This is a genomic window from Verrucosispora sp. WMMD1129, from assembly GCF_029581255.1.
GTDB lineage: Bacteria > Actinomycetota > Actinomycetes > Mycobacteriales > Micromonosporaceae > Micromonospora > Micromonospora sediminimaris.
The window spans coordinates 1,346,918-1,368,003 of the sequence record NZ_CP120741.1; the positions used below are offsets into that span (position 1 = coordinate 1,346,918).

Annotated in this window: 17 protein-coding genes and 1 pseudogene; 16 read left to right on the plus strand and 2 right to left on the minus strand. The window is 67.9% G+C overall.

Annotated features, from left to right (window positions below; genetic code table 11):
- The first annotated feature begins 75 nt into the window (after positions 1 to 75).
- Positions 76 to 423, plus strand: coding sequence for a hypothetical protein (locus O7624_RS06140; RefSeq protein ID WP_210935281.1), 348 nt, complete (start codon positions 76 to 78; stop codon positions 421 to 423).
- 39 nt (positions 424 to 462) lie between these two features.
- On the opposite strand, the gene O7624_RS06145 is transcribed toward O7624_RS06140, so the two are convergent.
- Positions 463 to 1,395 (minus strand): LysR family transcriptional regulator, encoded by a 933-nt coding sequence (locus tag O7624_RS06145; RefSeq protein WP_282239253.1) that lies wholly within the window; start codon positions 1,393 to 1,395, stop codon positions 463 to 465.
- A gap of 77 nt (positions 1,396 to 1,472) precedes the next feature.
- Between O7624_RS06145 and O7624_RS06150 the strand changes: the two genes are divergently transcribed.
- The 6 genes from O7624_RS06150 (at position 1,473) to O7624_RS06175 (ending at position 8,516) form a co-directional block, all read left to right on the plus strand.
- Positions 1,473 to 2,165 carry a succinate dehydrogenase cytochrome b subunit gene (locus O7624_RS06150; RefSeq protein WP_275415496.1) on the plus strand — a complete coding sequence of 231 codons (693 nt, stop codon included), beginning with the start codon at positions 1,473 to 1,475 and terminating at the stop codon, positions 2,163 to 2,165.
- Positions 2,166 to 2,167: 2 nt separating this feature from the next.
- Complete coding sequence (locus O7624_RS06155) at positions 2,168 to 4,105, plus strand: fumarate reductase/succinate dehydrogenase flavoprotein subunit (protein ID WP_282239254.1); 1,938 nt, start codon at positions 2,168 to 2,170, stop codon at positions 4,103 to 4,105.
- On the plus strand, positions 4,102 to 4,863 hold the full coding sequence (locus O7624_RS06160; RefSeq protein ID WP_282239255.1) for a succinate dehydrogenase/fumarate reductase iron-sulfur subunit: 762 nt from the start codon (positions 4,102 to 4,104) through the stop codon (positions 4,861 to 4,863). Before O7624_RS06155 ends, O7624_RS06160 begins: the two co-directional genes overlap by 4 nt.
- A 167-nt stretch (positions 4,864 to 5,030) precedes the next feature.
- Positions 5,031 to 6,212, plus strand: a complete 1,182-nt coding sequence (locus O7624_RS06165) for a zinc-dependent alcohol dehydrogenase (protein ID WP_282239256.1) — start codon at positions 5,031 to 5,033, stop codon at positions 6,210 to 6,212.
- Positions 6,213 to 6,293: 81 nt separating this feature from the next.
- Positions 6,294 to 7,313: a serine hydrolase gene (locus tag O7624_RS06170; RefSeq protein WP_282239257.1), complete on the plus strand. Its 1,020-nt coding sequence runs from the start codon at positions 6,294 to 6,296 to the stop codon at positions 7,311 to 7,313.
- Positions 7,314 to 7,364: 51 nt separating this feature from the next.
- Positions 7,365 to 8,516 carry an MBL fold metallo-hydrolase gene (locus O7624_RS06175; RefSeq protein WP_282239258.1) on the plus strand — a complete coding sequence of 384 codons (1,152 nt, stop codon included), beginning with the start codon at positions 7,365 to 7,367 and terminating at the stop codon, positions 8,514 to 8,516.
- A 35-nt stretch (positions 8,517 to 8,551) separates the two neighbouring features.
- On the opposite strand, the gene dgt is transcribed toward O7624_RS06175, so the two are convergent.
- Complete coding sequence (dgt, locus tag O7624_RS06180; protein WP_282239259.1) at positions 8,552 to 10,063, minus strand: dGTP triphosphohydrolase; 1,512 nt, start codon at positions 10,061 to 10,063, stop codon at positions 8,552 to 8,554.
- Here dgt and O7624_RS06185 point away from each other — a divergent pair.
- The 9 genes and pseudogenes from O7624_RS06185 to O7624_RS06225 all read left to right on the plus strand — a co-directional run bounded on the left by O7624_RS06185 (position 10,062) and on the right by O7624_RS06225 (position 21,082).
- Positions 10,062 to 12,525 (plus strand): annotated as a pseudogene (locus O7624_RS06185) (Tex family protein). The gene dgt and the pseudogene O7624_RS06185 sit on opposite strands and share 2 nt — an antisense overlap.
- Positions 12,526 to 12,626: 101 nt before the next feature.
- Positions 12,627 to 13,058, plus strand: a complete 432-nt coding sequence (locus O7624_RS06190; RefSeq protein WP_282239261.1) for a hypothetical protein — start codon at positions 12,627 to 12,629, stop codon at positions 13,056 to 13,058.
- Between the two features lie 241 nt (positions 13,059 to 13,299).
- Positions 13,300 to 14,388, plus strand: coding sequence for an aminotransferase class I/II-fold pyridoxal phosphate-dependent enzyme (locus O7624_RS06195; protein ID WP_348774978.1), 1,089 nt, complete (start codon positions 13,300 to 13,302; stop codon positions 14,386 to 14,388).
- A 31-nt stretch (positions 14,389 to 14,419) separates the two neighbouring features.
- Complete coding sequence (locus O7624_RS06200) at positions 14,420 to 15,499, plus strand: GNAT family N-acetyltransferase (RefSeq protein WP_282239263.1); 1,080 nt, start codon at positions 14,420 to 14,422, stop codon at positions 15,497 to 15,499.
- An 86-nt stretch (positions 15,500 to 15,585) separates the two neighbouring features.
- The gene (locus O7624_RS06205) at positions 15,586 to 16,209 is read left to right on the plus strand and encodes a sugar transferase (protein ID WP_282239264.1); all 624 of its coding nucleotides are present in this window, start codon (positions 15,586 to 15,588) and stop codon (positions 16,207 to 16,209) included.
- Complete coding sequence (locus O7624_RS06210) at positions 16,194 to 16,973, plus strand: GNAT family N-acetyltransferase (protein ID WP_282239265.1); 780 nt, start codon at positions 16,194 to 16,196, stop codon at positions 16,971 to 16,973. Before O7624_RS06205 ends, O7624_RS06210 begins: the two co-directional genes overlap by 16 nt.
- 137 nt (positions 16,974 to 17,110) lie before the next feature.
- Positions 17,111 to 18,313 carry a polysaccharide biosynthesis C-terminal domain-containing protein gene (locus O7624_RS06215; RefSeq protein WP_282239266.1) on the plus strand — a complete coding sequence of 401 codons (1,203 nt, stop codon included), beginning with the start codon at positions 17,111 to 17,113 and terminating at the stop codon, positions 18,311 to 18,313.
- Positions 18,314 to 18,411: 98 nt separating this feature from the next.
- Positions 18,412 to 19,614: an O-antigen ligase family protein gene (locus O7624_RS06220; RefSeq protein ID WP_282239267.1), complete on the plus strand. Its 1,203-nt coding sequence runs from the start codon at positions 18,412 to 18,414 to the stop codon at positions 19,612 to 19,614.
- Between the two features lie 226 nt (positions 19,615 to 19,840).
- Entirely contained in the window at positions 19,841 to 21,082 is a 1,242-nt protein-coding gene (locus tag O7624_RS06225) for a glycosyltransferase family 4 protein (protein ID WP_282239268.1), read from the plus strand.
- Positions 21,083 to 21,086: the final 4 nt, after the last annotated feature.

Below are 21,086 nucleotides of genomic sequence, written 5' to 3' on the forward strand. Positions count from 1 at the left end.
GATCCGGGATCGGTCGCGCTCCGCTATGGTTTGCGATGCTGGTCGGCTGGCGACTGGCGAACGCCTGGAGGCCACGTGTTCCTGACGATAATCATGATTTGTTATGTCGTCGGTCTCGTGATGAGTGCCGTGGTGCTGTTCGCGGTCGCCGTGACGTCATTTGCCACCACCAGTGTGGTCGATCGGGTGCTCGCTGGCGTCTTCTCTGTCGGCACGGCCGCGTACGTCTGGCTCCTGGTCCGCGACGACGGCGCCGCAGGTGTGTTCTCCGTCTTCTTTGTGGCCGCGCTGTTTGTTCCCTGCTACGCGGGCTACAAGCTGTACAAAGGATTTCGGCACCGGGAGCGGCTCCGGATGGAGCGAGAATCGGGCAAGCGAGCGGTGGCAGCAGCCGAGGACTGGCGTGCCGTGCGTCGCTGGTAGCCCGACGCGGATCGCCACAACGCTCGCCGTCGCGAACGCCTAGGGTAGGGGTTCGACGCCGGGCGGGAGCTGGGCGGTGGCGGTGGCGGTGTGGACGTAGTCGAGCAGGATGCGGCGTAGTTCGCGGCCGGCGTGGGTGGGCACGGCGTCCCGGCGGCGAGCCACCGCGATGGTCCGGCGTACGCCCGGAGGAGCGAGCCGGGTGACGCGGACGCCGGCCCGGCGGGCGACCACCATGCCGGGGACCACGGCGATGCCCAGCCCGGCCTCGACGAAGCTGAGCACCGCGTCCATCTCCCCGCCGTCCACCGAAAGGGTCGGTTCGAAGCCGGCGTCCCGGCACGCCTGGAGGGTGGCGTCGCGCAGGTCGTAACCCTCGCGGAACATCACCATCGGCTGGTCGCGCAGGTCGGTGATGCGCAGGTCGGCGCCGGGCGTGGCGGTGGGCACCGGGTCGACCGAGGCGACCACCAGGCTCTCGGTGAGGATCGGGTCGGCCCGCAGGCCGGGATCGGCACCCTGGGCGGGCATGATGATCAGCGCGAGGTCGAGATCGCCCCGGAGCAGGTCACGGACGAGGTCCTGCGAGCCGCCCTCCTCCATCCGCAGGTCGACGGTCGGGTGGGCGTCGCGGAACCGGCGGAGCACCGGCGGGGCGAGGGAGGTGGCGAGGCTGGGAGTGGCGCCGAGGCGTACCCGGCCACGCCGTAGGCCGACCAGTTCCTGCACCTCCCGGGTGGCGGTCTCGACGTCGGCCAGGATCCGCTTGGCCAACGGCAGCAGCACCTCCCCCGCCGCGGTCAGGGTTATGTTGCCCCTTACCCGCTCAAACAGGGGTGCGCCGAGGGTGTCCTCCAACGCGTGAATTTGCTTACTCAACGAGGGCTGGGTGATGCCCACGAGGTCGGCCGCCTGGGTGAAATGTCGTACTTCGGCCACCGCGACGAAGTACTTCAGCTGATGGAGCTGCATCTACATAGCTTACGGCTATCAAGACTGCGGTGTCGATGCATTGGACGACTGATCGAAGTCCTCCTAGCGTCGGTCGAGTGGTAGTCACGACGAGAACCCGGTCGCCCATCCGCTCCAATGTCGGCCTCAAGGCCGTCATGGCGGTGACGGGCATCCTGCTGGTGCTGTTCCTCATCGCCCACATGCTGGGCAACCTGAAGATCTTCTCGGGCGCGTCCTCGTTTGACCACTACGCGCACTGGCTGCGTGAACTCGGCGTCCCGCTACTGCCCAGCGCCGGGTTCCTGTGGATCCAACGGGTCGGCCTGCTGGCGGCGGTGCTGCTGCACATCTGGGCCGCCACGGTCCTGGCGTTGCGCGCCCGCGCCGCCCGCCCGGTGCGCTACGCCCACCGCAAGAAGGTCCGGGGCAGCTACGCGGCCCGGACCATGCGCTGGGGCGGCGTGATCATCCTGCTCTTCGTGGTCTACCACATCCTCGACCTGACCACCGGCACGCTGAACCCGGTCGGCGACCCGTCCCGGCCGTACGCGAACGTGGTCGCTGACTTCGCCCCGGAGCGCTGGTACGTCACCGCCTTCTACACGCTGGCGATCGTCGCGCTCGGCTTCCACCTGCGGCACGGCGTGTTCAGCGCGCTGCGCAGCCTGGGCCAGCAGACCCCGCGCGGCGAGCAGCGGGCCAGGGCGGTGGCGCTGGTATTCGCCGTCGCGCTCTGCGCCGGCTACCTCGTGGTCCCGTTCGCCGTACTCACCGGATTGGTGTCCTGACCATGGATCTGTTCACCGAGGGCGACCCGATCGCCGACACCAGGGCCCCTGACGGGCCGATCGAGACCCGCTGGGAACGCCGCCGCTTCGAGGCGAAGCTGGTCAACCCGGCCAACCGCCGCAAGATGACCGTGATCGTGGTCGGCACCGGCCTGGCCGGTGGCTCCGCCGCGGCCACGCTCGCCGAGCAGGGCTACCGGGTCAAGTCGTACTGCTACCAGGACAGCCCCCGCCGGGCGCACTCGATCGCCGCACAGGGCGGCATCAACGCCGCCAAGAACTACCGCAACGACGGCGACTCGGTGCACCGGCTCTTCTACGACACGGTCAAGGGCGGTGACTTCCGCTCCCGCGAGTCGAACGTGCACCGGCTGGCCGAGGTCTCGGTCAACATCATCGACCAGTGCGTCGCCCAGGGCGTGCCCTTCGCCCGCGAGTACGGCGGTCTGCTCGACACCCGTTCGTTCGGCGGCGCGCAGGTGCAGCGCACCTTCTACGCCCGGGGCCAGACGGGCCAGCAGTTGCTGCTCGGCGCGTACCAGGCGTTGGAGCGACAGATCGGCCTGGGCAACGTGGAGATGTACGCCCGGCACGAGATGCTGGAGCTGATCGTCGTCGACGGCAAGGCCCGGGGCATCGTGGTCCGCGACATGGTCACCGGCGAGATCACCACGGAGTTCGCCGACGCCGTGGTGCTCGCCTCCGGCGGCTACGGCAACGTCTTCTACCTCTCCACGAACGCCAAGGGCTGCAACGTCACCGCCACCTGGCGGGCGCACCGCAAGGGCGCGTACTTCGCCAACCCCTGCTACACCCAGATCCACCCGACCTGCATCCCGGTCTCCGGCGACCACCAGTCGAAGCTGACCCTGATGAGCGAGTCGCTGCGCAACGACGGCCGGGTCTGGGTGCCGAAGGCCAAGGGCGACGACCGCGATCCCCGCGAGATCCCCGAGGACGAGCGGGACTACTACCTGGAGCGCATCTACCCCTCCTTCGGCAACCTGGTGCCCCGCGACATCGCCTCCCGCGCCGCGAAGAACGTCTGCGACGAGGGCCGGGGCGTGGGCCCGACGAAGCTCGGGGTCTACCTCGACTTCGCCGACGCCATCGACCGGCTCGGCCGCAAGGCCATCGAGGCCAAGTACGGCAACCTCTTCGAGATGTACGAGCGGATCACCGGCGAGGACCCGTACGAGGTGCCGATGCGGATCTACCCCGCCGTGCACTACACGATGGGCGGCCTGTGGGTCGACTACGACCTCCAGTCGACGATCCCCGGCCTGTTCGTCATCGGTGAGGCGAACTTCTCCGACCATGGCGCGAACCGGCTCGGCGCCTCGGCGCTGATGCAGGGCCTCGCCGACGGGTACTTCGTGCTGCCCAACACGGTCGCGAACTACCTCGCCGCCGGCCCGTTCGAGAAGGTCGACGCGACTCACCCGGCGGCGGTCGAGGCCCGGCGCGACGTGGAGGACCGCATCCAGCGGCTGCTCGCGATCGACGGTGACCGGACGGTGGACTCGTTCCACCGCGAGCTGGGCCAGATCATGTGGGAGCACTGCGGCATGGAGCGCTCCGAGGCCGGGCTGCGCAAGGCCATCGACGAGATCCGCGCCCTGCGGGAGCAGTTCTGGCAGCGGGTCCGGGTGCCGGGCAACGGCGAAGGCTTGAACCAGTCACTGGAGAAGGCCGGCCGGGTGGCCGACTTCTTCGAGCTGGCGGAGCTGATGTGCATCGACGCCCTGCACCGGGAGGAGTCCTGCGGCGGCCACTTCCGCGCCGAGCACCAGACCCCCGAGGGCGAGGCCCAGCGCGACGACGACCGGTTCGCGTACGTGGCGGCCTGGGAGTTCACCGCCACGGGTGAGCCGTCGGTGTTGCACAAGGAAGACCTGAACTTCGAATACGTCCACCCCACGCAGCGGAGCTACAAGTGAACCTGACCCTGCGCATCTGGCGCCAGTCCGGCCCCCAGGACAAGGGTCGGATGGTGAAGTACCAGGTCGACGACGTCTCACCGGACATGTCGTTCCTGGAGATGCTCGACGTGCTCAACGAGCGGCTCATCCTCTCCGGCGAGGAGCCGGTCGCCTTCGACCACGACTGCCGCGAGGGCATCTGCGGCATGTGCGGCCTCATGATCAACGGCGACGCGCACGGTCCACAGCGCGGCACCACCGCCTGCCAGCTGCACATGCGGCAGTTCTCCGACGGCGACACCATCGACATCGAGCCGTGGCGGGCCCGGGCCTTCCCGGTCATCAAGGACCTGGTGGTCAACCGCAACGCCTTCGACAAGATCATCGCTGCTGGCGGGTACGTCACCGCGCCCACCGGCAGCGCGCCGGAGGCGCACTCCGTACCGGTGGCCAAGGCCGACGCCGACTCCGCCTTCGAGTCCGCCGCCTGCATCGGCTGCGGCGCCTGCGTGGCGGCCTGCCCGAACGGCTCCGGCATGCTGTTCACCGCCGCCAAGGTCACCCAGCTCTCGCTGCTCCCCCAGGGCCAGCCCGAGCGTTACACCCGGGTGATCGGCATGGTCGACGCGCACGACGAGGCCGGCTTCGGCGGCTGCACCAACGCCGGCGAGTGCACGGTGGTCTGCCCGAAGGGCATCCCGCTGACCACCATCGGCCGCCTCAACCGCGACTACCTGGCCGCCACCACCCGCCACGCCGACACCCCCGGCACCTGACCGCCCCGACCGGACTTCCCCCGTTGACCATGAGGTTGGCGGCAGTCGTTGATCTTCAAACTGCCGCCAACCTCATGATCAACCCCCGCGGGTGGGGGTAGGTCGGTTGAAGGGCGTTGTCGCGGGTAGCAGGTGAGCTACGGGGACGGCGGCGACGAGGGGGCGACATGCGGGCACTTACCTGGCAGGGCAAGCGGGACGTACGGGTCGAGGAGGTGCCCGACCCGAGGATCGAGGACCCGACCGACGCGATCGTGCGGATCACCTCCACCGCCATCTGCGGCTCCGACCTGCACCTGTACGAAGTCCTGGGCCCGTACCTCAAGCCGGGCGACATCCTCGGCCACGAACCGATGGGCATCGTCGAGGAGGTCGGACCCGGGGTGACCCGGCTCAAGCCCGGCGACCGGGTGGTGGTGCCGTTCAACATCTCCTGCGGATCCTGCTGGATGTGCCAGCGGCAGCTCTACGCCCAGTGCGAGACCACCCAGGTCACCGCCGAGGGCAAGGGTGCCGCGCTGTTCGGCTACACCTCCCTCTACGGTGCGGTGCCCGGCGGGCAGGCCCAGTTCCTTCGCGTCCCGTTCGCCGAGTTCGGCCCGATCAAGGTGCCGGACGAGGGTCCGGACGAGCGGTGGCTCTACCTCTCCGACATCCTGCCGACCGCCTGGCAGGCGGTGAAGTACGCCGACACCCCGCGCGGCGGCACCCTCGCGGTCTTCGGCCTGGGGCCGGTGGGCCAGTTCTGCGCCCGCATCGGCCGCCACCTCGGCGCGGACCGGGTGATCGGCCTCGACGTGGTGCCCGAGCGGCTGGAGATGGCCCGCCGGCACGGCGTGGAGGTGCTGGACATCTCCCAGCTCGACGACGTGCCCGGCACATTGATCGATCTGGTGGACGGACGCGGGCCGGACGCCGTGATCGACGCGGTCGGCATGGAGTCGCACGGCGCACCGCTGGGCAAGATGGCTCAGGCCGCCGCCGGGCTGCTGCCGGACAAGCTCGCCCAGCCGATGATCGACAAGGTGGCGGTGGACCGGCTGGTCGCGCTCAAGGCCGCGCTCAAGGGCGTCCGGCGCGGGGGCACCGTCTCCATCTCCGGGGTGTACGGCGGCGAGGTCGACCCGTTGCCGCTGATGGAGATGTTCGACCGGGGCATCCAGGTGCGGATGGGTCAGTGCCACGTGCGGCGCTGGACCGACGAGATCATCCCGCTGCTCACCGACGACGACCCGCTCGGCGTGGCCGACCTGCGTACCCACCGGCTGCCACTGGAGCAGGCGCCGCAGGCGTACGAGATGTTCCAGAAGAAGCAGGACGGCTGCGTGAAGGTCGTTCTCGCCCCGTGAGCCCATCGACGGGATCACCTACGTCGATCCTTCGGCCTAGGGTGTGTCGTGGACACACCAGGGGACCGATGGGAGAGACGAGTGACCATCCGGATGGACCGCAGGACCGCGCTCGGCCTGGGCACCGTGGCGACGGCCGGCACCGTGCTCGGCACCGGAGTGCCCGCCGCCGCTGACCCCGCCGAGGAGGCGGGCACGGCAGGCGGGCCGCGCGACCGGGAACGGCTCGCCGCCCGCATCGCCACCGTCTTCCAGCGGGAGAGCACCCGGGCCGGCGGCAACTGGCAGGCGTACGTCAGTCTGGCCGGCCCGGACGGGCCGTTGGTCGCCGTCAACGAGTCGGCGGACCTGCGGATCGAGGCGTACAGCGTCAACAAGATCGCCGTGGCGGTCGCGGTGCTGGACAAGGTCGATCGGGGCCTGCTCACCCTCGACCACCAGGTGGAGGTGACCGAGGCGATCGTGGTGACCGGCGGGGACGGCATCTTCAGCCTGGACGGCGCCTACCCCAGCCTGGTCACCGTCGGCCACGTCCTGGCGAACCTGCTGACCGTCTCCGACGACACCGCGGTACGGCTCTGCGGGCTGGTCTGCCCGGCCGCCGAGATCAACCAGATCCTGGTCGCCAAGGGCTTCCCGAACACCCAGGTGCAGCCGGTGGCTAACCCGAACCGCTTCTACCTGGGCACCAGCACCCCACGGGAGACGCACGACCTGCTGCGGGCACTTGTCGCCGGCACCCTGCTCTCCCCCGCCTCGACCGATCGCGTACTGCGGCTGCTGCGCTCGCCGGTGGCCTTCACCGACGGGGTACGCCGTGAGATGTCCTCCGCCGAACGGGCCCGCGTCGCCACCAAGGCCGGCTGGTTCGTCGACGCCCGACACGAAGCCGGAGTGATCTTCGACACTGCCGGCGCGCCACTTGTCACGTACGCCCTCTTCGCCGACGGACAGGCCGGCGCGGACGACTTCGGCGCCACCCACCCCGCCGTGCAGGCACGGGCCCGGTGGGGTCGACGGGTCATGGACCTGACCGCCGGTTTCGACGGCACCGGCACCACCCACCGCAAGCACACGTACCGCCCCAGCAACGGCGGCTGAACCCGGCCGGTGACGGCTAACGTGGACCTCGGGATCAACCGAGGGGGGACCATGCGGGCGCCGAACAAGCCGAGCGGACGGACGACCGGTCGGCGGATCACCGGGTCGGTGGCGGGCCTGGCCGCATTGGCCGGGCTCGCCGGAGCGGCCTGGGCCGCGCGGAACGTGCCGGCCGCGATCGGCGGCCGACTGGCCGGCGCCCGCGCCGAACGGGCGGCCCGGTCACCGCAGTTCCGCGACGGCGTTTTCCACAACCGGACGGACACCCGCACGATGGTGCCCGTCTCCGACCGAAACCTGTTCCGGGAACTGCTCTTCGGCAAGCAGAAGCGTCGGCCGGGCGCACCCGTGCCGCTGCTGCGACCGGCCGCCGAGACCGGGATCGACCCGGAACGCGAGCTGAACATCGTCTGGTACGGCCACGCCTCCACCCTGATCGAGATCGAGGGCAAGCGGGTGCTGCTGGACCCGGTGTGGAGCGACAGGTGCTCCCCGTCGACGGCGGTCGGCCCGCGTCGACTGCACGAACCGCCGGTACGCCTCGACGAACTGCCCCGAATCGACGCGATCCTGATCTCGCACGACCACTACGACCATCTCGACATGGGCACGGTGCGGGAACTGACCGCCCGGCAGTCGGCGCCGTTCCTGGTGCCGCTCGGGGTCGGTGCCCACCTCGACCGCTGGGGCGTCCCGCCGGAGCGGATCATCGAGCTGGACTGGTCGCAGACCCACCGGGTGGCCGAGTTGGAGATCACCTGCACCGCCGCCCAGCACTTCTCCGGCCGGGGCCTGCGCCGCAACGGCACGCTGTGGAGTTCCTGGGTGGTGGCCGGCCAGCAGCGCCGCGTCTACTACACCGGAGACTCCGGCTACTTCGGCGGGTACGCCGAGATCGGCGCCGCGCACGGGCCGTTCGACGTGACGCTCATGCAGATCGGCGCGTACGACCGGGCCTGGCCGGGCATCCACATGTTCCCCGAGGAGGCGGTCGCCGCCCACCTGGACCTGCGCGGTGGGCTGTTCATACCGGTGCACTGGGCCACCTTCAACCTCGCCCTGCACGACTGGTCCGAGCCGGTGGACCGGCTCTGGGCCGAGGCGAAGGCCCGCGACGTACGGCTGGCCGTGCCGCGCCCCGGCGAGCGCGTGGTGGTCGACGACCCACCCCCGGTCGACGGCTGGTGGCAGGCCATCGCCTGAGCCGCCGCTGCCCTGACGGGCCCGGGCCGGTCGCCTCAGAGGACGAAGGCGTCGGTCCAGAGGGCGCCGGAGCGGCCGGAGAGCGCATCCAGCATCGCCACCGCCTGGCCGTCGGTGAGCTGGGCGACGAAGTCCACGATGGCCCGGCCACGTGCCTTGCCGATGCGGTCCGGGGTACGCGGGTGCAGTTCCGCCTCGGCCAGCTCCACCAGGTCGTGCAGCCGCCGGGGCAGCCGGGACTCCTCCTCCGGATCCAGCAGCCACTCGCGCAGCGCGTCGACCAGGGTGTCGAGCAGCCGGGCCTGACCACGCTGGTGCAGCGCCAGGTCGGGACGGGCCAGCACGAACCGGTGGTGGACGAACTTGAGCACCTGCACCTCGTGCCACTGCGCCGGGGCCAGCAGCACGTGCCCGGAGCGCACGGCCGGCTGCTCGACGACGGTGATCGCGTCCACGAAACGGGTGGTCCAGCGGGCGGAGAAGCGGGCCACGTACTGTTCCGCCTCGATCGAACCGTCGAACGGCAACGCGAGCAGCCCCTCGACCAGTTCCTCCCGGACGTGCTCGACGGCGGCGGCGAACGCCTCGTCGTCGGCGATCCAGGCGTCCTTGTGGTGCAGTTGGCGACGCAGCCGCTCGATCGACGAGCCGGGCCGGCGGGCCGAGGTGGCCAGCGCGGAGTCGGTGATCGCCCGCAGATGGCCGCCCTCGCGCTGCCACGCCATCAGCTCGGCGGCCACCGCGCCCTGCTGGAGCACCCCGACCCGGTAGAAGTCCTCCACGTCGTGGATGGCGTACGCGATGTCGTCGGCGGTGTCCATCACCGACGCCTCGACGGTCTGCTGCCAGTCGGCGATCCGCCCGGCGAAAGGTGCCCGCGCCTGCCGCAGGTCGTCCAGTTCCGTGCGGTACGCCCCGAACTTCAGCGAGCCGCTGTCCGGGTCGTCGGGCGGCGGGGTCGCGCCGCGCGGCGGCGGATCCATCGTCCGGGGGTGCGGGTCGGGGTGGTCCAGCCGGGTCCACGGGTACTTCAGCATCGCCGCCCGCACCGCGGCGGTCAGGTCCAGGCCGGTGGTCGCCGCACCCCGGATCTCGGTCGAGGTGACGATCCGGTACGACTGGGCGTTGCCCTCGAACCCGTCGGTCAGGCCGAGCCGGTGCCGGGCCAGCCGGTCCAGCACCCGCTCCCCCAGGTGCCCGAAGGGCGGATGCCCGAGGTCGTGGGCGAGCGCGGCGGCCTCCACCACGTCCGGGTCGCAGCCGCCCAGCTTCTCCACCAGGTCACGTTGGTGGTCGTCGGCGGTGAGCCGCTCGGCGATCGACCGGGCCACCTGGGCGACCTTCAGGCTGTGGGTGAGCCGGTTGTGCACCAGCAGCCCGGACCCGCCCGGGCTGACCACCTGGGTGACGCCGCCGAGCCGGGTGAAGAACGGCGAGCCGACGATGCGGTCCCGGTCGGCCCGGAACGGGCTGGTGGCGAGGTCGCCGAGGGCCCGCGCGCTGCCGCCGAAGAGTCGGCGCGCCCGGGGGTCCGCAGGTGGTTCCATGATCGCCACGGTAGCCCGGCAGAATGCACCACGGAACCCACACCCGAAGGCGGAGCGACATCGTGACCCTCTCTGTTCATCAGCGGATCGCCGAGGAACTCGGCGTCGCCGAGCGCCAGGTACGCGCGGCCGTGGAGCTGCTCGACGGTGGTGCCACCGTGCCGTTCATCGCGCGGTACCGGAAGGAGGCCACCGGCCTGCTCGACGACACCCAGCTGCGCACCCTGGAGGAGCGTCTGCGGTACCTGCGCGAGCTGGACGAGCGGCGCGCGGCGGTGCTGGAGTCCATCCGCTCCCAGGGCAAGCTCGACGAGGCCCTGGAAGCGCAGATCATGGCGGCCGACTCGAAGTCCCGCCTGGAGGACATCTACCTGCCGTACAAGCCGAAGCGGCGGACCCGGGCGCAGATCGCCCGCGAGGCCGGGCTGGAGCCCCTGGCCGACACGCTGCTCGGCGACCCCACCCAGGATCCGCGCTCGGTGGCGGCGGCGTACGTCGACGCCGACAAGGGGGTGGCGGACGCCGCCGCCGCGCTGGACGGGGCGCGGGCCATCCTGATCGAGCGGTTCGCCGAGGACGCCGACCTGATCGGCACGCTGCGCGAGCAGATGTGGTCGCGGGGCCGGCTGGTGTCCCGGGTACGCGAGGGACAGGAGTCCGCCGGAGCGAAGTTCGCCGACTACTTCGACTTCGCCGAGCCGTACCCGAAGCTGCCCTCGCACCGCATCCTGGCCATGTTCCGGGGCGAGAAGGAGGGCGTACTCGACCTGACCATGGACCCGGAGGGCGAGGGCGACGCCGACGCGGCGGTGACCGGGCCGACCCGCTACGAGGCCGCCATCGCCGGCCGGTTCGGGGTCAGCGACGCCGGGTGGCCCGCCGACCGCTGGCTCGCCGACACGGTCCGCTGGGCCTGGCGTACCCGCATCCTCATCCACCTCGGCGCGGACCTGCGGATGCGGCTCTGGCAGGCGGCCGAGGAGGAGGCCGTCCGGGTCTTCGCCACGAACCTGCGGGATCTGCTGCTGGCCGCGCCGGCCGGCGCCCGGCCCACCATGGGGCTGGACCCGGGCCTGCGTACCGGCGTGAAGGTGGCGGTGGTGGACGCCACTGGCAAAGTGGTCGCCACCGACACGATCTACCCGCACGAGCCGCGCCGGCAGTGGGACGCCTCCTTGCACACCCTGGCCACGCTCGCCGCGGCGCACGGGGTCGAACTGGTCGCCATCGGCAACGGCACCGCCAGCCGGGAGACCGACAAGCTGGCCGGTGACCTGATCAAGCGGCACCCGGAGTTGAAGCTGACAAAGGTGGTGGTCTCCGAGGCCGGCGCGTCGGTCTACTCCGCCTCCGCGTACGCGGCGCAGGAGCTGCCTGGCCTGGACGTGTCGTTGCGCGGCGCGGTCTCCATCGCCCGCCGGCTGCAGGACCCGCTCGCCGAGCTGGTGAAGATCGACCCGCGCTCCATCGGCGTCGGGCAGTACCAGCACGACCTGTCCGAGGTGAAGCTCTCCCGGTCGTTGGACGCGGTGGTGGAGGACTGCGTCAACGGCGTCGGCGTGGACGTGAACACCGCCTCCGCGCCGCTGCTGACCCGGGTCTCCGGCATCGGCGCCGGGCTGGCCGAGAACATCGTGCTGCACCGGGACGCCAACGGCCCGTTCCGCACCCGGGCCGAGCTGAAGAAGGTCGCCCGGCTCGGCCCGAAGGCGTTCGAACAGTGCGCCGGCTTCCTGCGCATCCCCGGCGGCGACGACCCGCTGGACTCCTCAAGCGTGCACCCCGAGGCGTACCCGGTGGTACGCCGGATCCTCGCCTCGACCGGTCAGGACCTGCGCTCGATCATCGGCAAGAGCGCCATCCTGCGGGGGCTGCGCGCCACCGACTTCGTCGACGACACGTTCGGCCTGCCCACCGTCACCGACATCCTCGCCGAGTTGGAGAAGCCGGGCCGCGACCCACGGCCGGAGTTCAAGACGGCGACCTTCGTCGAGGGTGTGGAGAAGATCAGTGACCTGACGCCGGGGATGGTGCTGGAGGGCGTGGTCACCAACGTCGCCGCGTTCGGCGCGTTCGTCGACGTCGGGGTGCACCAGGACGGCCTGGTGCACGTGTCGGCGATGTCCCGCACCTTCGTGAAGGATCCCCGCGACGTGGTCAAGTCCGGCGACGTGGTGAAGGTCAAGGTGCTGGACGTCGACGTGCCGCGCAAGCGCATCTCGCTGACCCTACGGCTGGAGGACGATGCCTCTACCGCGAGCCGCCCCCAGGGCGACAGAGTTCGCCGGGACCGGGGAGGACCGCGGGCCGGCCAGGGCGGCGGACCGCAGGGTGGGCAGGGCGATATGCAACGCGGTGAGCGGGGCTCGCGGAGCGGCCCGCGCCAGGGGCGCGGTGCCGGAACGCCGATGCCGACCAACGACGCCATGGCGGAGGCCTTGCGCCGCGCCGGACTGGCCTAACCGTTTCGCGATGCCGAGCTGACGCCTTCGCGGACACACCAGCGTCGGCTCGGCAGCGTCCCAAGGCAACCGGGTCCTCAGTCCGGCGTATCGTGGCCGTCGTGGCCGACGATCCTGGTGAGTGGCGGGAGCACCAGCGTCGGGCTGTCCGAGCACATGCCGAGGCTGATGCCCGCCAGCGGGCTACCGAGCAGGCCGCAGCGGCCGAGTTGGTGGCGTGGTTCGCCGCAGAGGCGACCCGACGGGGGCTACGCACGACCAGACTTGTCGCCCGCTCCTACGACGGAAGTGCCCGCTATCGCACCCGACTCACCGGTTGGTACGTGGACCGGTCTCGGATCCGTGCGGTCGACCCGCAGGGACATTTTTATCTGTTGACCGTGCCGGCGAGCCTGCGTGCCCGTTTCTTCGGTGCCGCTGCGGAGCCAGCCGCAGCACCGCTCATCATTGGGCGCGGTGGCCGCGACGGCGAGTCGATGCCTTTGCGTGACATGCTCACCAGACGTCTCGACGCCGGCGACGACTGGGGCTAGCCGAACCTCGCACGTCGCCGAGCTACGCACGATAAGCACATAAACCGGGCCACATAATGCGAGAACCTGTTCTCGTTGCACAAGGGCAACACCGACGGCCAGCTACGTCGTTGACCTCCTCGGAAGCAACCGCGACAAGCGGGACGGACGGGGGCGGGCGATGGCGGTATACGAGGACACCGGTCGACGACCGGAAGGTGCGAAGGAGCGCATCCTGCTCTCACCCCCGGACGTCGGCCCGTTGGAGGAGTCGTACCTCCTCAACGCATTGCGGTCGGGCTGGGTGGCACCTGTCGGCCCAGAACTTGAAGCCTTCGAACGCGAAGTCGCCGCACGGGTGCGTCGAAAGCACGCCGTCGCGCTCACGTCCGGCACGGCCGGGCTGCATCTTGCCCTGTCGGCCCTCGGCACGGGGCCGGGCGATGTCGTGGTGGTGCCTACGCTGACCTTCATCGCCACCGCTAACGCGGTCGCCTACACCGGAGCCGAGCCGGCCTTCGTTGACTGTGAGCCCGAGTCGGGCAACCTGGACCCGGACCTGCTCGAACGAGCACTGCGTGAACTTCGACGCGCCAACCGGCGAGTTGCCGCAGTGCTGCCCGTGGACATGTTCGGATCCTGTGCCGACTACGGGCGCATCCTGCCCATCTGCGAGGCATCGGCGGTACCGGTCGTGGAGGACGCCGCAGAGGCCCTCGGTGCGGTCCGGAACGGCCGGCCAGCAGCCTCCTTTGGACGGGCGGCTGTGCTGTCGTTCAACGGCAACAAGATCATCACCACCTCTGGTGGAGGAATGCTGGTCTCGGACGATGCCGATCTTGTCGCCCGGTGCCGTTACCTGTCCACTCAGGCCCGTCAGCCGGTACCCCACTACGAGCACACCGACATCGGCTACAACTACCGGCTGAGTAACCTGCTGGCTGCCCTGGGTCGGGCACAGCTACGTCGCCTGGACGGGATGCTCGCCAGGCGCCGAGCCCACCGCGAGCGTTATGCGAAGATCTTTGCCGCCGTACCGGGTGTCCGGATACTCGCCGACATTGACACAGGCGCCAACTGCTGGCTCACCAGCATCGTGGTCGATCATGCAGCAGCTGGGTGGCGCGCTGTCGATCTTGCCCGGTTCCTAGACGCGTTCGGTATCGAAACCCGGCCGATCTGGAAGCCCATGCACCTGCAACCGGTCTTCGCCGGAGCCCGCAGCGTCCTCTCCGGGGCCGCAGAGCGACTTTTCGCAGATGGACTCACCCTACCCAGTGGCTCTGCCATGACTGACCGCCACGCCGGCCGGGTTGCCGCTGCGATCGAGGAGTTCCTCGACCGCCGATGACCGTACCTCTTGTTGATCAAATGGTGCAGGAATGAAGCTGGAAATTTGGAACGCCCGTCACCCACGCGATACGGCCAGGTGGGAGAAGGTTCACGCAGCCTGGCCGGACCGAGAGGTGTGCGCCCACCCCGGCTATGTGCGGTTGTTCGCCCGAGAGCAGGACGAACCCCTAGCGGCGTACGCACGGACCCGCGACGGCTTCATTCTCTACCCGTTCCTGCTGCGACCCGTGGACGCAACGCATCTCCGGGACGATCCGCTGTCTCACGACATCACGAGTCCTTACGGCGGTAGCGGAGGAGCCTTCCAACAGAACGTCGACGAGGTTGAGGCGAAGGCGTTCTGGATTTCTTTCGACAAGTACTGCCACTCTCGCCGGGTAGTGAGCGAGTTTTGTCGGCTTCACATCTATCCCGAACAGATCCTCCCGCATCCCGGGAACGTCCAACCGCGGCTGACTAATGTGGTGCGCAACCTCGACACACCACCGGAACAGATGTGGATGGAGTTCGAACACAAGGTCCGAAAGAATGTGAATAAGGCTCGGCGTAACGGCGTCGTCGTCGAGGTCGACGAAACGGGTGACCGGCTCAACGACTTTCTGCGCATCTATGAGACAACGATGCGACGCCGAGGCGCAGGGGAACTCTACCACTTTCCGCGAGACTTCTTCGAGACACTGCTGCGAGACCTGCCCGGTCAGGCAATCTTCTTCCATGCACAGCACCAGGGTCGAGTTATCTCGACCGAACTCGTCCTAATTTCCAGTCGCAACATGTACTCATTCCTTGGCGGCACCGACGAGGAAGCGTTCGACCTACGCCCGAACGACCTGCTCAAGTACGAGATTTTCCGGTGGGGCCATCACCATGGCCAGCGGCGCTTCCTCCTTGGTGGCGGGTACGCCCCGGACGACGGCATCTTCCGCTACAAGAAGTCTTTCGCGCCTCAGAATCTGCTGACGTTCTCAACCGGGTCCCGGGTGCTGGACCAGTCGCGGTATGACGCGTTGACTCAGGCGCACATTGCCGAAGCCCGACGGCGAGACCCGGGCTGGAGTCCACAACCCGATTTCTTCCCCGAGTATCGGCAACCTCTTCCGCAAACATGAAACGCGCCACGAAGGACTGAACGTCCTGGTAAAACTCATAGGCAGACCTATGGAGCGATTGCCGAGGGAAGCTTGTGTCAAAATCTGTGCAACGCCGAGTAAAGCGGGTACTGGACGTCGTGACCGCCCTAGTCGTCCTCACGCTGGCAGCGCCAGTGATCGCAGTCGCCTCTCTTCTCATTCAGATCCAGCTGGGCGCCCCGGTCTTCTTTGTCCAAGAGCGCTGCGGCTGGCGGAAAAAACCATTCAAGATCATGAAGCTACGCACCATGTCTGACGAACGGGACGCAGACGGCAACCTCCTGCCCGACTCGATCCGCTGCCGTGGAATTGGCCGCGTACTGCGTCGGCTTAGCATCGACGAGCTGCCCCAATTGGTGAATGTCATCAAAGGCGATCTAAGCCTCGTGGGTCCACGACCGCTACTAACCCGTTACAACGCCTGGTACACCGAGCGCGAGCGGCGGCGCTTTGAAGTCCGGCCCGGAATAACCGGACTGGCGCAGATCAGCGGACGTAACGGCCTTCCGTGGAACGAGCGCCTTGCACTCGACGTGCGGTACGTCGACGAGTGGAGCCTCTGGTTGGACCTACGCATCCTCGTCGCAACCATCGGGAAGGTTTCCCGTGCCAACGGCGTCGCCCTAGATCCCGGTGCGGAGATGCTTGACCTGGACAAGGAACGGCAGCTCACATGTACGCCCTCCTGACCACGCCCGAAGTCGAGACTCTCGACGGCAACGATCCCGCACTCGGCGAGGCGGTGGACCTGTTGGGCGCCTCCGTTCCCCAAGCGTGTGCCGGACTGGTCGCCTACCACGCTGCCGGTTACCGATCGTACCTAGCCGCAGCGGTAACACCTCCGATCGCCTCGCGCTCGCTGATCCTGCGCGCCATACGCGGTCCTCGGGGCCTACGGGCTATCGCTGACTGGCGGATTCTGCCAGGACAACTGTTCCTCAACGGAGTGGCGGTACGCGAAGATGAGCGCGGACAGGGCCTGGGCACACGGCTGTTGAGCGACGGGCGGAAGTTGGCTGAGCGGCTACTCTGCCGAAGACTCGCGCTTGACGTATCGCTGGATAATCCTGCCGCACACCGCCTCTATCTCTCCCACGGTTTTACCGAACTGTCTCGTTCCCGATGGCGCGACGTTTACCCGAGTGAACACTCGCCGGCCGCCCTCAGATTGATCAACTGGCCGTTCTACGTCGCGCACCGGAATCTGTACGGCTTTGGGGATCTTGCGGTTCGCGCAGGAATCCGCGACATGAACCTTCGGATCGTCGGCACGGCGACCCGGGTACCGGCCGTTGCCGATGCTGATGCCCTCGCGGCCGCCGTCACCCGGCTTCTACCCGTCAAGGACTACTATCTGACGGAAAGCGCAGAAGACAGGAACGCCGCAGACGGTCGACCGATACGAGCCGAGTTTCTGAGGATGTCCAGCGAGCTGCCGGAATCGACCCGATGAGGGTGTCTCAATCGCAGGCGTCGCTCTCCGGCGGAGGTGCCCGGCATACCTTCCGAATGCGCAGACCAGCACGACAATCGCCGCTGGCGACAGCCGGGTTCCTCGTTGTTGCCCAAGTGATTGTTGGGGCAGCCAGCTTGATCATCAACGTGATGGCCGCACGTGCGCTGGGGCCGGCCGGCCGCGGCAACCTGGCACTGCTGCTTCAGGTCACCTATCTGGCCAACATGCTCGCGATTGCAGGTATCGATCGGTCCTACCCAGCGACAGTCGCATCCGGACGACAAGTGCAGGACACCTCCGCCGACACGCTACGTCTCGTCGCGCCTTCAGCAGCAGTTGTATTCCTTATTGCTGGACCGCTCGTCTACTACGTCGGTGGGAGCGAGCCGGCCGGCGCCGTACTAGCCGTCGCCGGCTTCACGGTGAGTGCATGCGCGCTGGTCGTGACGGCGTCCCTTCGGACTGGGGCGGTGGCGGCCGGGGTCGTCCGGCCTTATGTCACCGCCACCATCACCGGCCAGGTGGCCCTCGTTTTAACGGCGATGATTCTCACGGTCGGCAGCGTGGACTCACCGAACGTCTGGCTGCTGGGATATGGGTTGGCAGTCGGAATCGGTCCCGTGCTTGCCTTTGTGACATTGCGCAACCAGCGCGATGGACCGGCGACGCCACACAGCCTCGTCCCTGCCCGCCGCCTTGGCCTACGGCTTATGCCCGCAGCCGTCGCCAGCATGGTGATGCTTCGTGCGGACAGATTGATGTTGCCTTGGCTGGGCACCTACGAACAACTAGGCATCTACATCGTTATCGCCACGGTCGCCGAGTTCGCGATCTGGCCCGTGCAGAGCTGGGTGGATGCCCAATTGCCACGCTGGCACCAGCGCTTCCTCTCCGGCGAGCTGCGCCGCACCGGGCCGGTGCTGACTGCGGCGGCTTACGGTGCGACCGCCGGTTTGGTTCTGCTGCTACTAGGTCACTTCCTGGTGGTGCCGATCTTCGGCACCGAATACCGGGACTCCGTGGGGCTGCTCGCACCGCTAGCCGTTGGTGCCGCCTTCTACAGCGTCAGCCGCGTCGCAATTGGTCTCGGCGTCGCCAGCGGTCGCGCCCGAGCGGCACTCGCCGCCGACATACCGGCGATGGTGGTAGCGCTCAGCTGCTACCTCGTTCTAATTCCCAGGTATGGCGCAATGGGGGCCGCTGTCGGCTCTGCGGCTGCATACGGCGTCGGTGCTGTCCTGGCACTGCTGGCTCATGGTGGCCGTCCTGCCAAGGCCGCCGCCTTGACCGTCGCCGATCGAATTGCTCGCCCATCCGACCTTCGGAGTATGCCTTGACTCAGCGGATTCACCCCGAGCCACCGGGGATGACGCCTTTGCGCGTAGATCGAACCGGCTCTGGTTCCACTCGCCGTCCTGGCGCACTGCGCGTTTCTGTGCTGCTGCTGACCGCCCTGTTCGTCGTCGCACTCGCTGGCAGGTTCTCGCCTGGCCGCCTCGATCTGCCGACGTACGGCCTAACGGACCTACGTGTACCCGGCTTGACGCTGCTGGGTTTCGGGGCACTCGTCCAGTATGCCGGCGCATCGGCACGAGGCATTCGTCTGCACTGGCCCCGCATGGTCACATTTTTCTGCTTCCTTATAGGACTTCAGTTGATTACTGGACTGTGGGCACCGCCGGAGGCTCGCGTCGGCAAGTTGACCTGGGACCTCGTCGCGATGTTGGTCCTCGTCCTGGCAGCCACGATCCTCGCCGCAGCCGAGCCGGCCCGCGCGGCTCGCGTCTTCCTCGCCCTGATGCTGATTGCTGGAATCGTCTACGCCGTAGCGGGTCTGATAGCCGGCCCGCAGACGCAGGGCAGGTACTCCGCTTTCGGCGGCGGACCCAACGTATTCGTGCGTGTGACCTGCCTAGGTATCATCGCCGCGATAGCACTAGCTGTCGTCCACCGCCGATGGCTCTTGCTCATACCACTCCCACTGCTGGCGGCTGCAGCCATGCTGTCCGGCTCACGAGGCGGTCTCGTGTCGCTCGTCGGCGCCGCGCTGGCCTTCTTCCTACTCTTTTTGCGCCGACGCCGCGTCGTGACATTGATCGCCACCGCCGTTGTCGCTTCGCTGGTGGCTTGGGCCGTATGGAGATTCCTCGGAGACGCGGTTGCGGCCCTCGCGGAGTGGCGGTACTCCATGAGCGGGATTCAGCAAGGGGACTTCTCCTCGCGGCCGATGCTGATGTCGTGGGCATGGTCGTTCTTCCTCGATCACCCGATCCTCGGAGGCGGCCTCGACAGCTACTATGCCAATTTCGGATTTGTCTACCCCCATAACTACATGCTCGCCTTGGCCGCCGAGAGCGGCATCGGAGCGCTGGCACTATTTGCACTGGCCCTGTTCTGGTTCTGGCGCGAAGGCACACCGTGGAGGGCGGTCTCTAAGGAACAGATCGGTTGCGCGGTGGCTGCGATCTACATCGGGGTGGCAAGCAACTTCTCCGGCGACTACTACGACACCCGATTCTTCTGGATCCTCGCCGTCATTGCCGTACTGAGACCGCCACGAGCCCCACGGGCACCGAGAGAAGCGCTCGCCGTCAACTACTGGAATCGGCAATCTGCACGCGACTTCTCACTTCACTGAGACGCACGGCCGGAACCACGTCATCACATGACCCCGCCAGTCCAGTACTCCGCGAGTAAAAGGTCTGCATTGTCGTCAATGAAACCGGCTGAAAGCGTACCGTTGGGAACCGCTCGGAGATTCAGGCACGGCCGCCCTCACCGGCGGATAGAACTACCGCGACTATCTCATGGAAACGACCGTGACCGTCGTTCTGACAGGCGCTGCGAGAAAAGGAGTACGACAGATGACACGCCCTGATGCACGATTTGTAATGATCATCAACCATTACGCCAAACCGGTAACTGCCGGCGGGGGGACTCGCCACGCGGAACTGTTCAGCAGACTGAAAGGATGGCGACACGTCATCGTAGCTGCGGATTTCGATCACGCATCCAAGCAGCGTTTCCTGGTTGACGACGCGTCGTTTATACAGGTACGCGCCTCGGCATACCAAGCTAATGATCATCGCCGGGTGATGAACTGGCTGACTTACTCCCTCAGGGCCTTCCTTACCGCCCTACGCGGTCCTCGACCCGACGTGGTGTACGCTTCGTCACCACACATCCTGGCGCCGGTTGCCGGATGGTTGTCCGCCCGGATACGTCGGACGGCCTTCGTGCTGGAGGTTCGCGATCTTTGGCCTCAATCGATTGTGGACACGCGCCATCTGCGCACCGGTTCACTGACGCACCGGCTCCTGACTGCACTCGAACGGTGGTTGTACCGGCGCGCCGACCGCATCGTAATTGTGACCGCTGCGTGGCGCTCGTACTTTCAGGATCTGGGCATCGAGACAGAGAAACTGGAATGGGTCAGTAACAGCGCGGAACCAGCGGACTTCGACGTCCGTCCCGACTTGGCCCCTCTGCGGGAACGGTGTGAAACACGGGGCCGCCTGCTCGTCTACGCCGGCGCCCATGGCCCCGCCAATGGACTGGACATGCTGCTCGACGCGGCGACCGCCATACCAGAACACACATTCCTGCTCATCGGCGACGGCATGGAAAAGGTTCGGCTGAAGGACCGGGTTCACCGCGAGAGTATTGACAACGTACGTTTCCTCGACCCTATGTCAAAGCAGGAGCTGGCCGGTGTCCTCGGTAGTGCTGATATCGGGATCCACGTGTTGGCCGATGCGCCCGTGTTCCAGCTCGGCGTCAGCCCGAACAAGCTCTACGACTACATGGCCGCAGGACTGCCTGTTGTGACCAACTGCATGGGCGAACCCCATGACGTCGTCGTTGAATCCGGTGCCGGAGTTGCCGTCGCACCCGGCGAACTAGCGAGCGGGATCAGCAAGTTGGTCGGACTGGACGACGACTCGCTGTGGACACTTGGCCAGCGGGGTCGGCGATACATTCAGGAGAACCGCTCCCGCACCGTGATGTCCGCGCGTCTGCAGCGCGTCTTGGACGAGACGGTTGCGGTTCGGCAGGTAGCCAGCGCACCGGTTCCGAGACTGGCCGAGACTCTGCGGGAGAGGTGATCGG

What these genes read in the sequence shown, in the direction of transcription:
- O7624_RS06165 (WP_282239256.1), top strand. Translation starts at nt 5,031, where the DNA reads ATGCGGGCACTTACCTGGCAGGGCAAGCGGGACGTACGGGTCGAGGAG.
- O7624_RS06225 (WP_282239268.1), top strand. Translation starts at nt 19,841, where the DNA reads ATGACACGCCCTGATGCACGATTTGTAATGATCATCAACCATTACGCC.
- O7624_RS06175 (WP_282239258.1), top strand. Translation starts at nt 7,365, where the DNA reads ATGCGGGCGCCGAACAAGCCGAGCGGACGGACGACCGGTCGGCGGATC.
- O7624_RS06200 (WP_282239263.1), top strand. Translation starts at nt 14,420, where the DNA reads ATGAAGCTGGAAATTTGGAACGCCCGTCACCCACGCGATACGGCCAGG.
- O7624_RS06145 (WP_282239253.1), bottom strand. Translation starts at nt 1,395, where the DNA reads ATGCAGCTCCATCAGCTGAAGTACTTCGTCGCGGTGGCCGAAGTACGA.
- dgt (WP_282239259.1), bottom strand. Translation starts at nt 10,063, where the DNA reads ATGGAACCACCTGCGGACCCCCGGGCGCGCCGACTCTTCGGCGGCAGC.
- O7624_RS06210 (WP_282239265.1), top strand. Translation starts at nt 16,194, where the DNA reads ATGTACGCCCTCCTGACCACGCCCGAAGTCGAGACTCTCGACGGCAAC.
- O7624_RS06155 (WP_282239254.1), top strand. Translation starts at nt 2,168, where the DNA reads ATGGATCTGTTCACCGAGGGCGACCCGATCGCCGACACCAGGGCCCCT.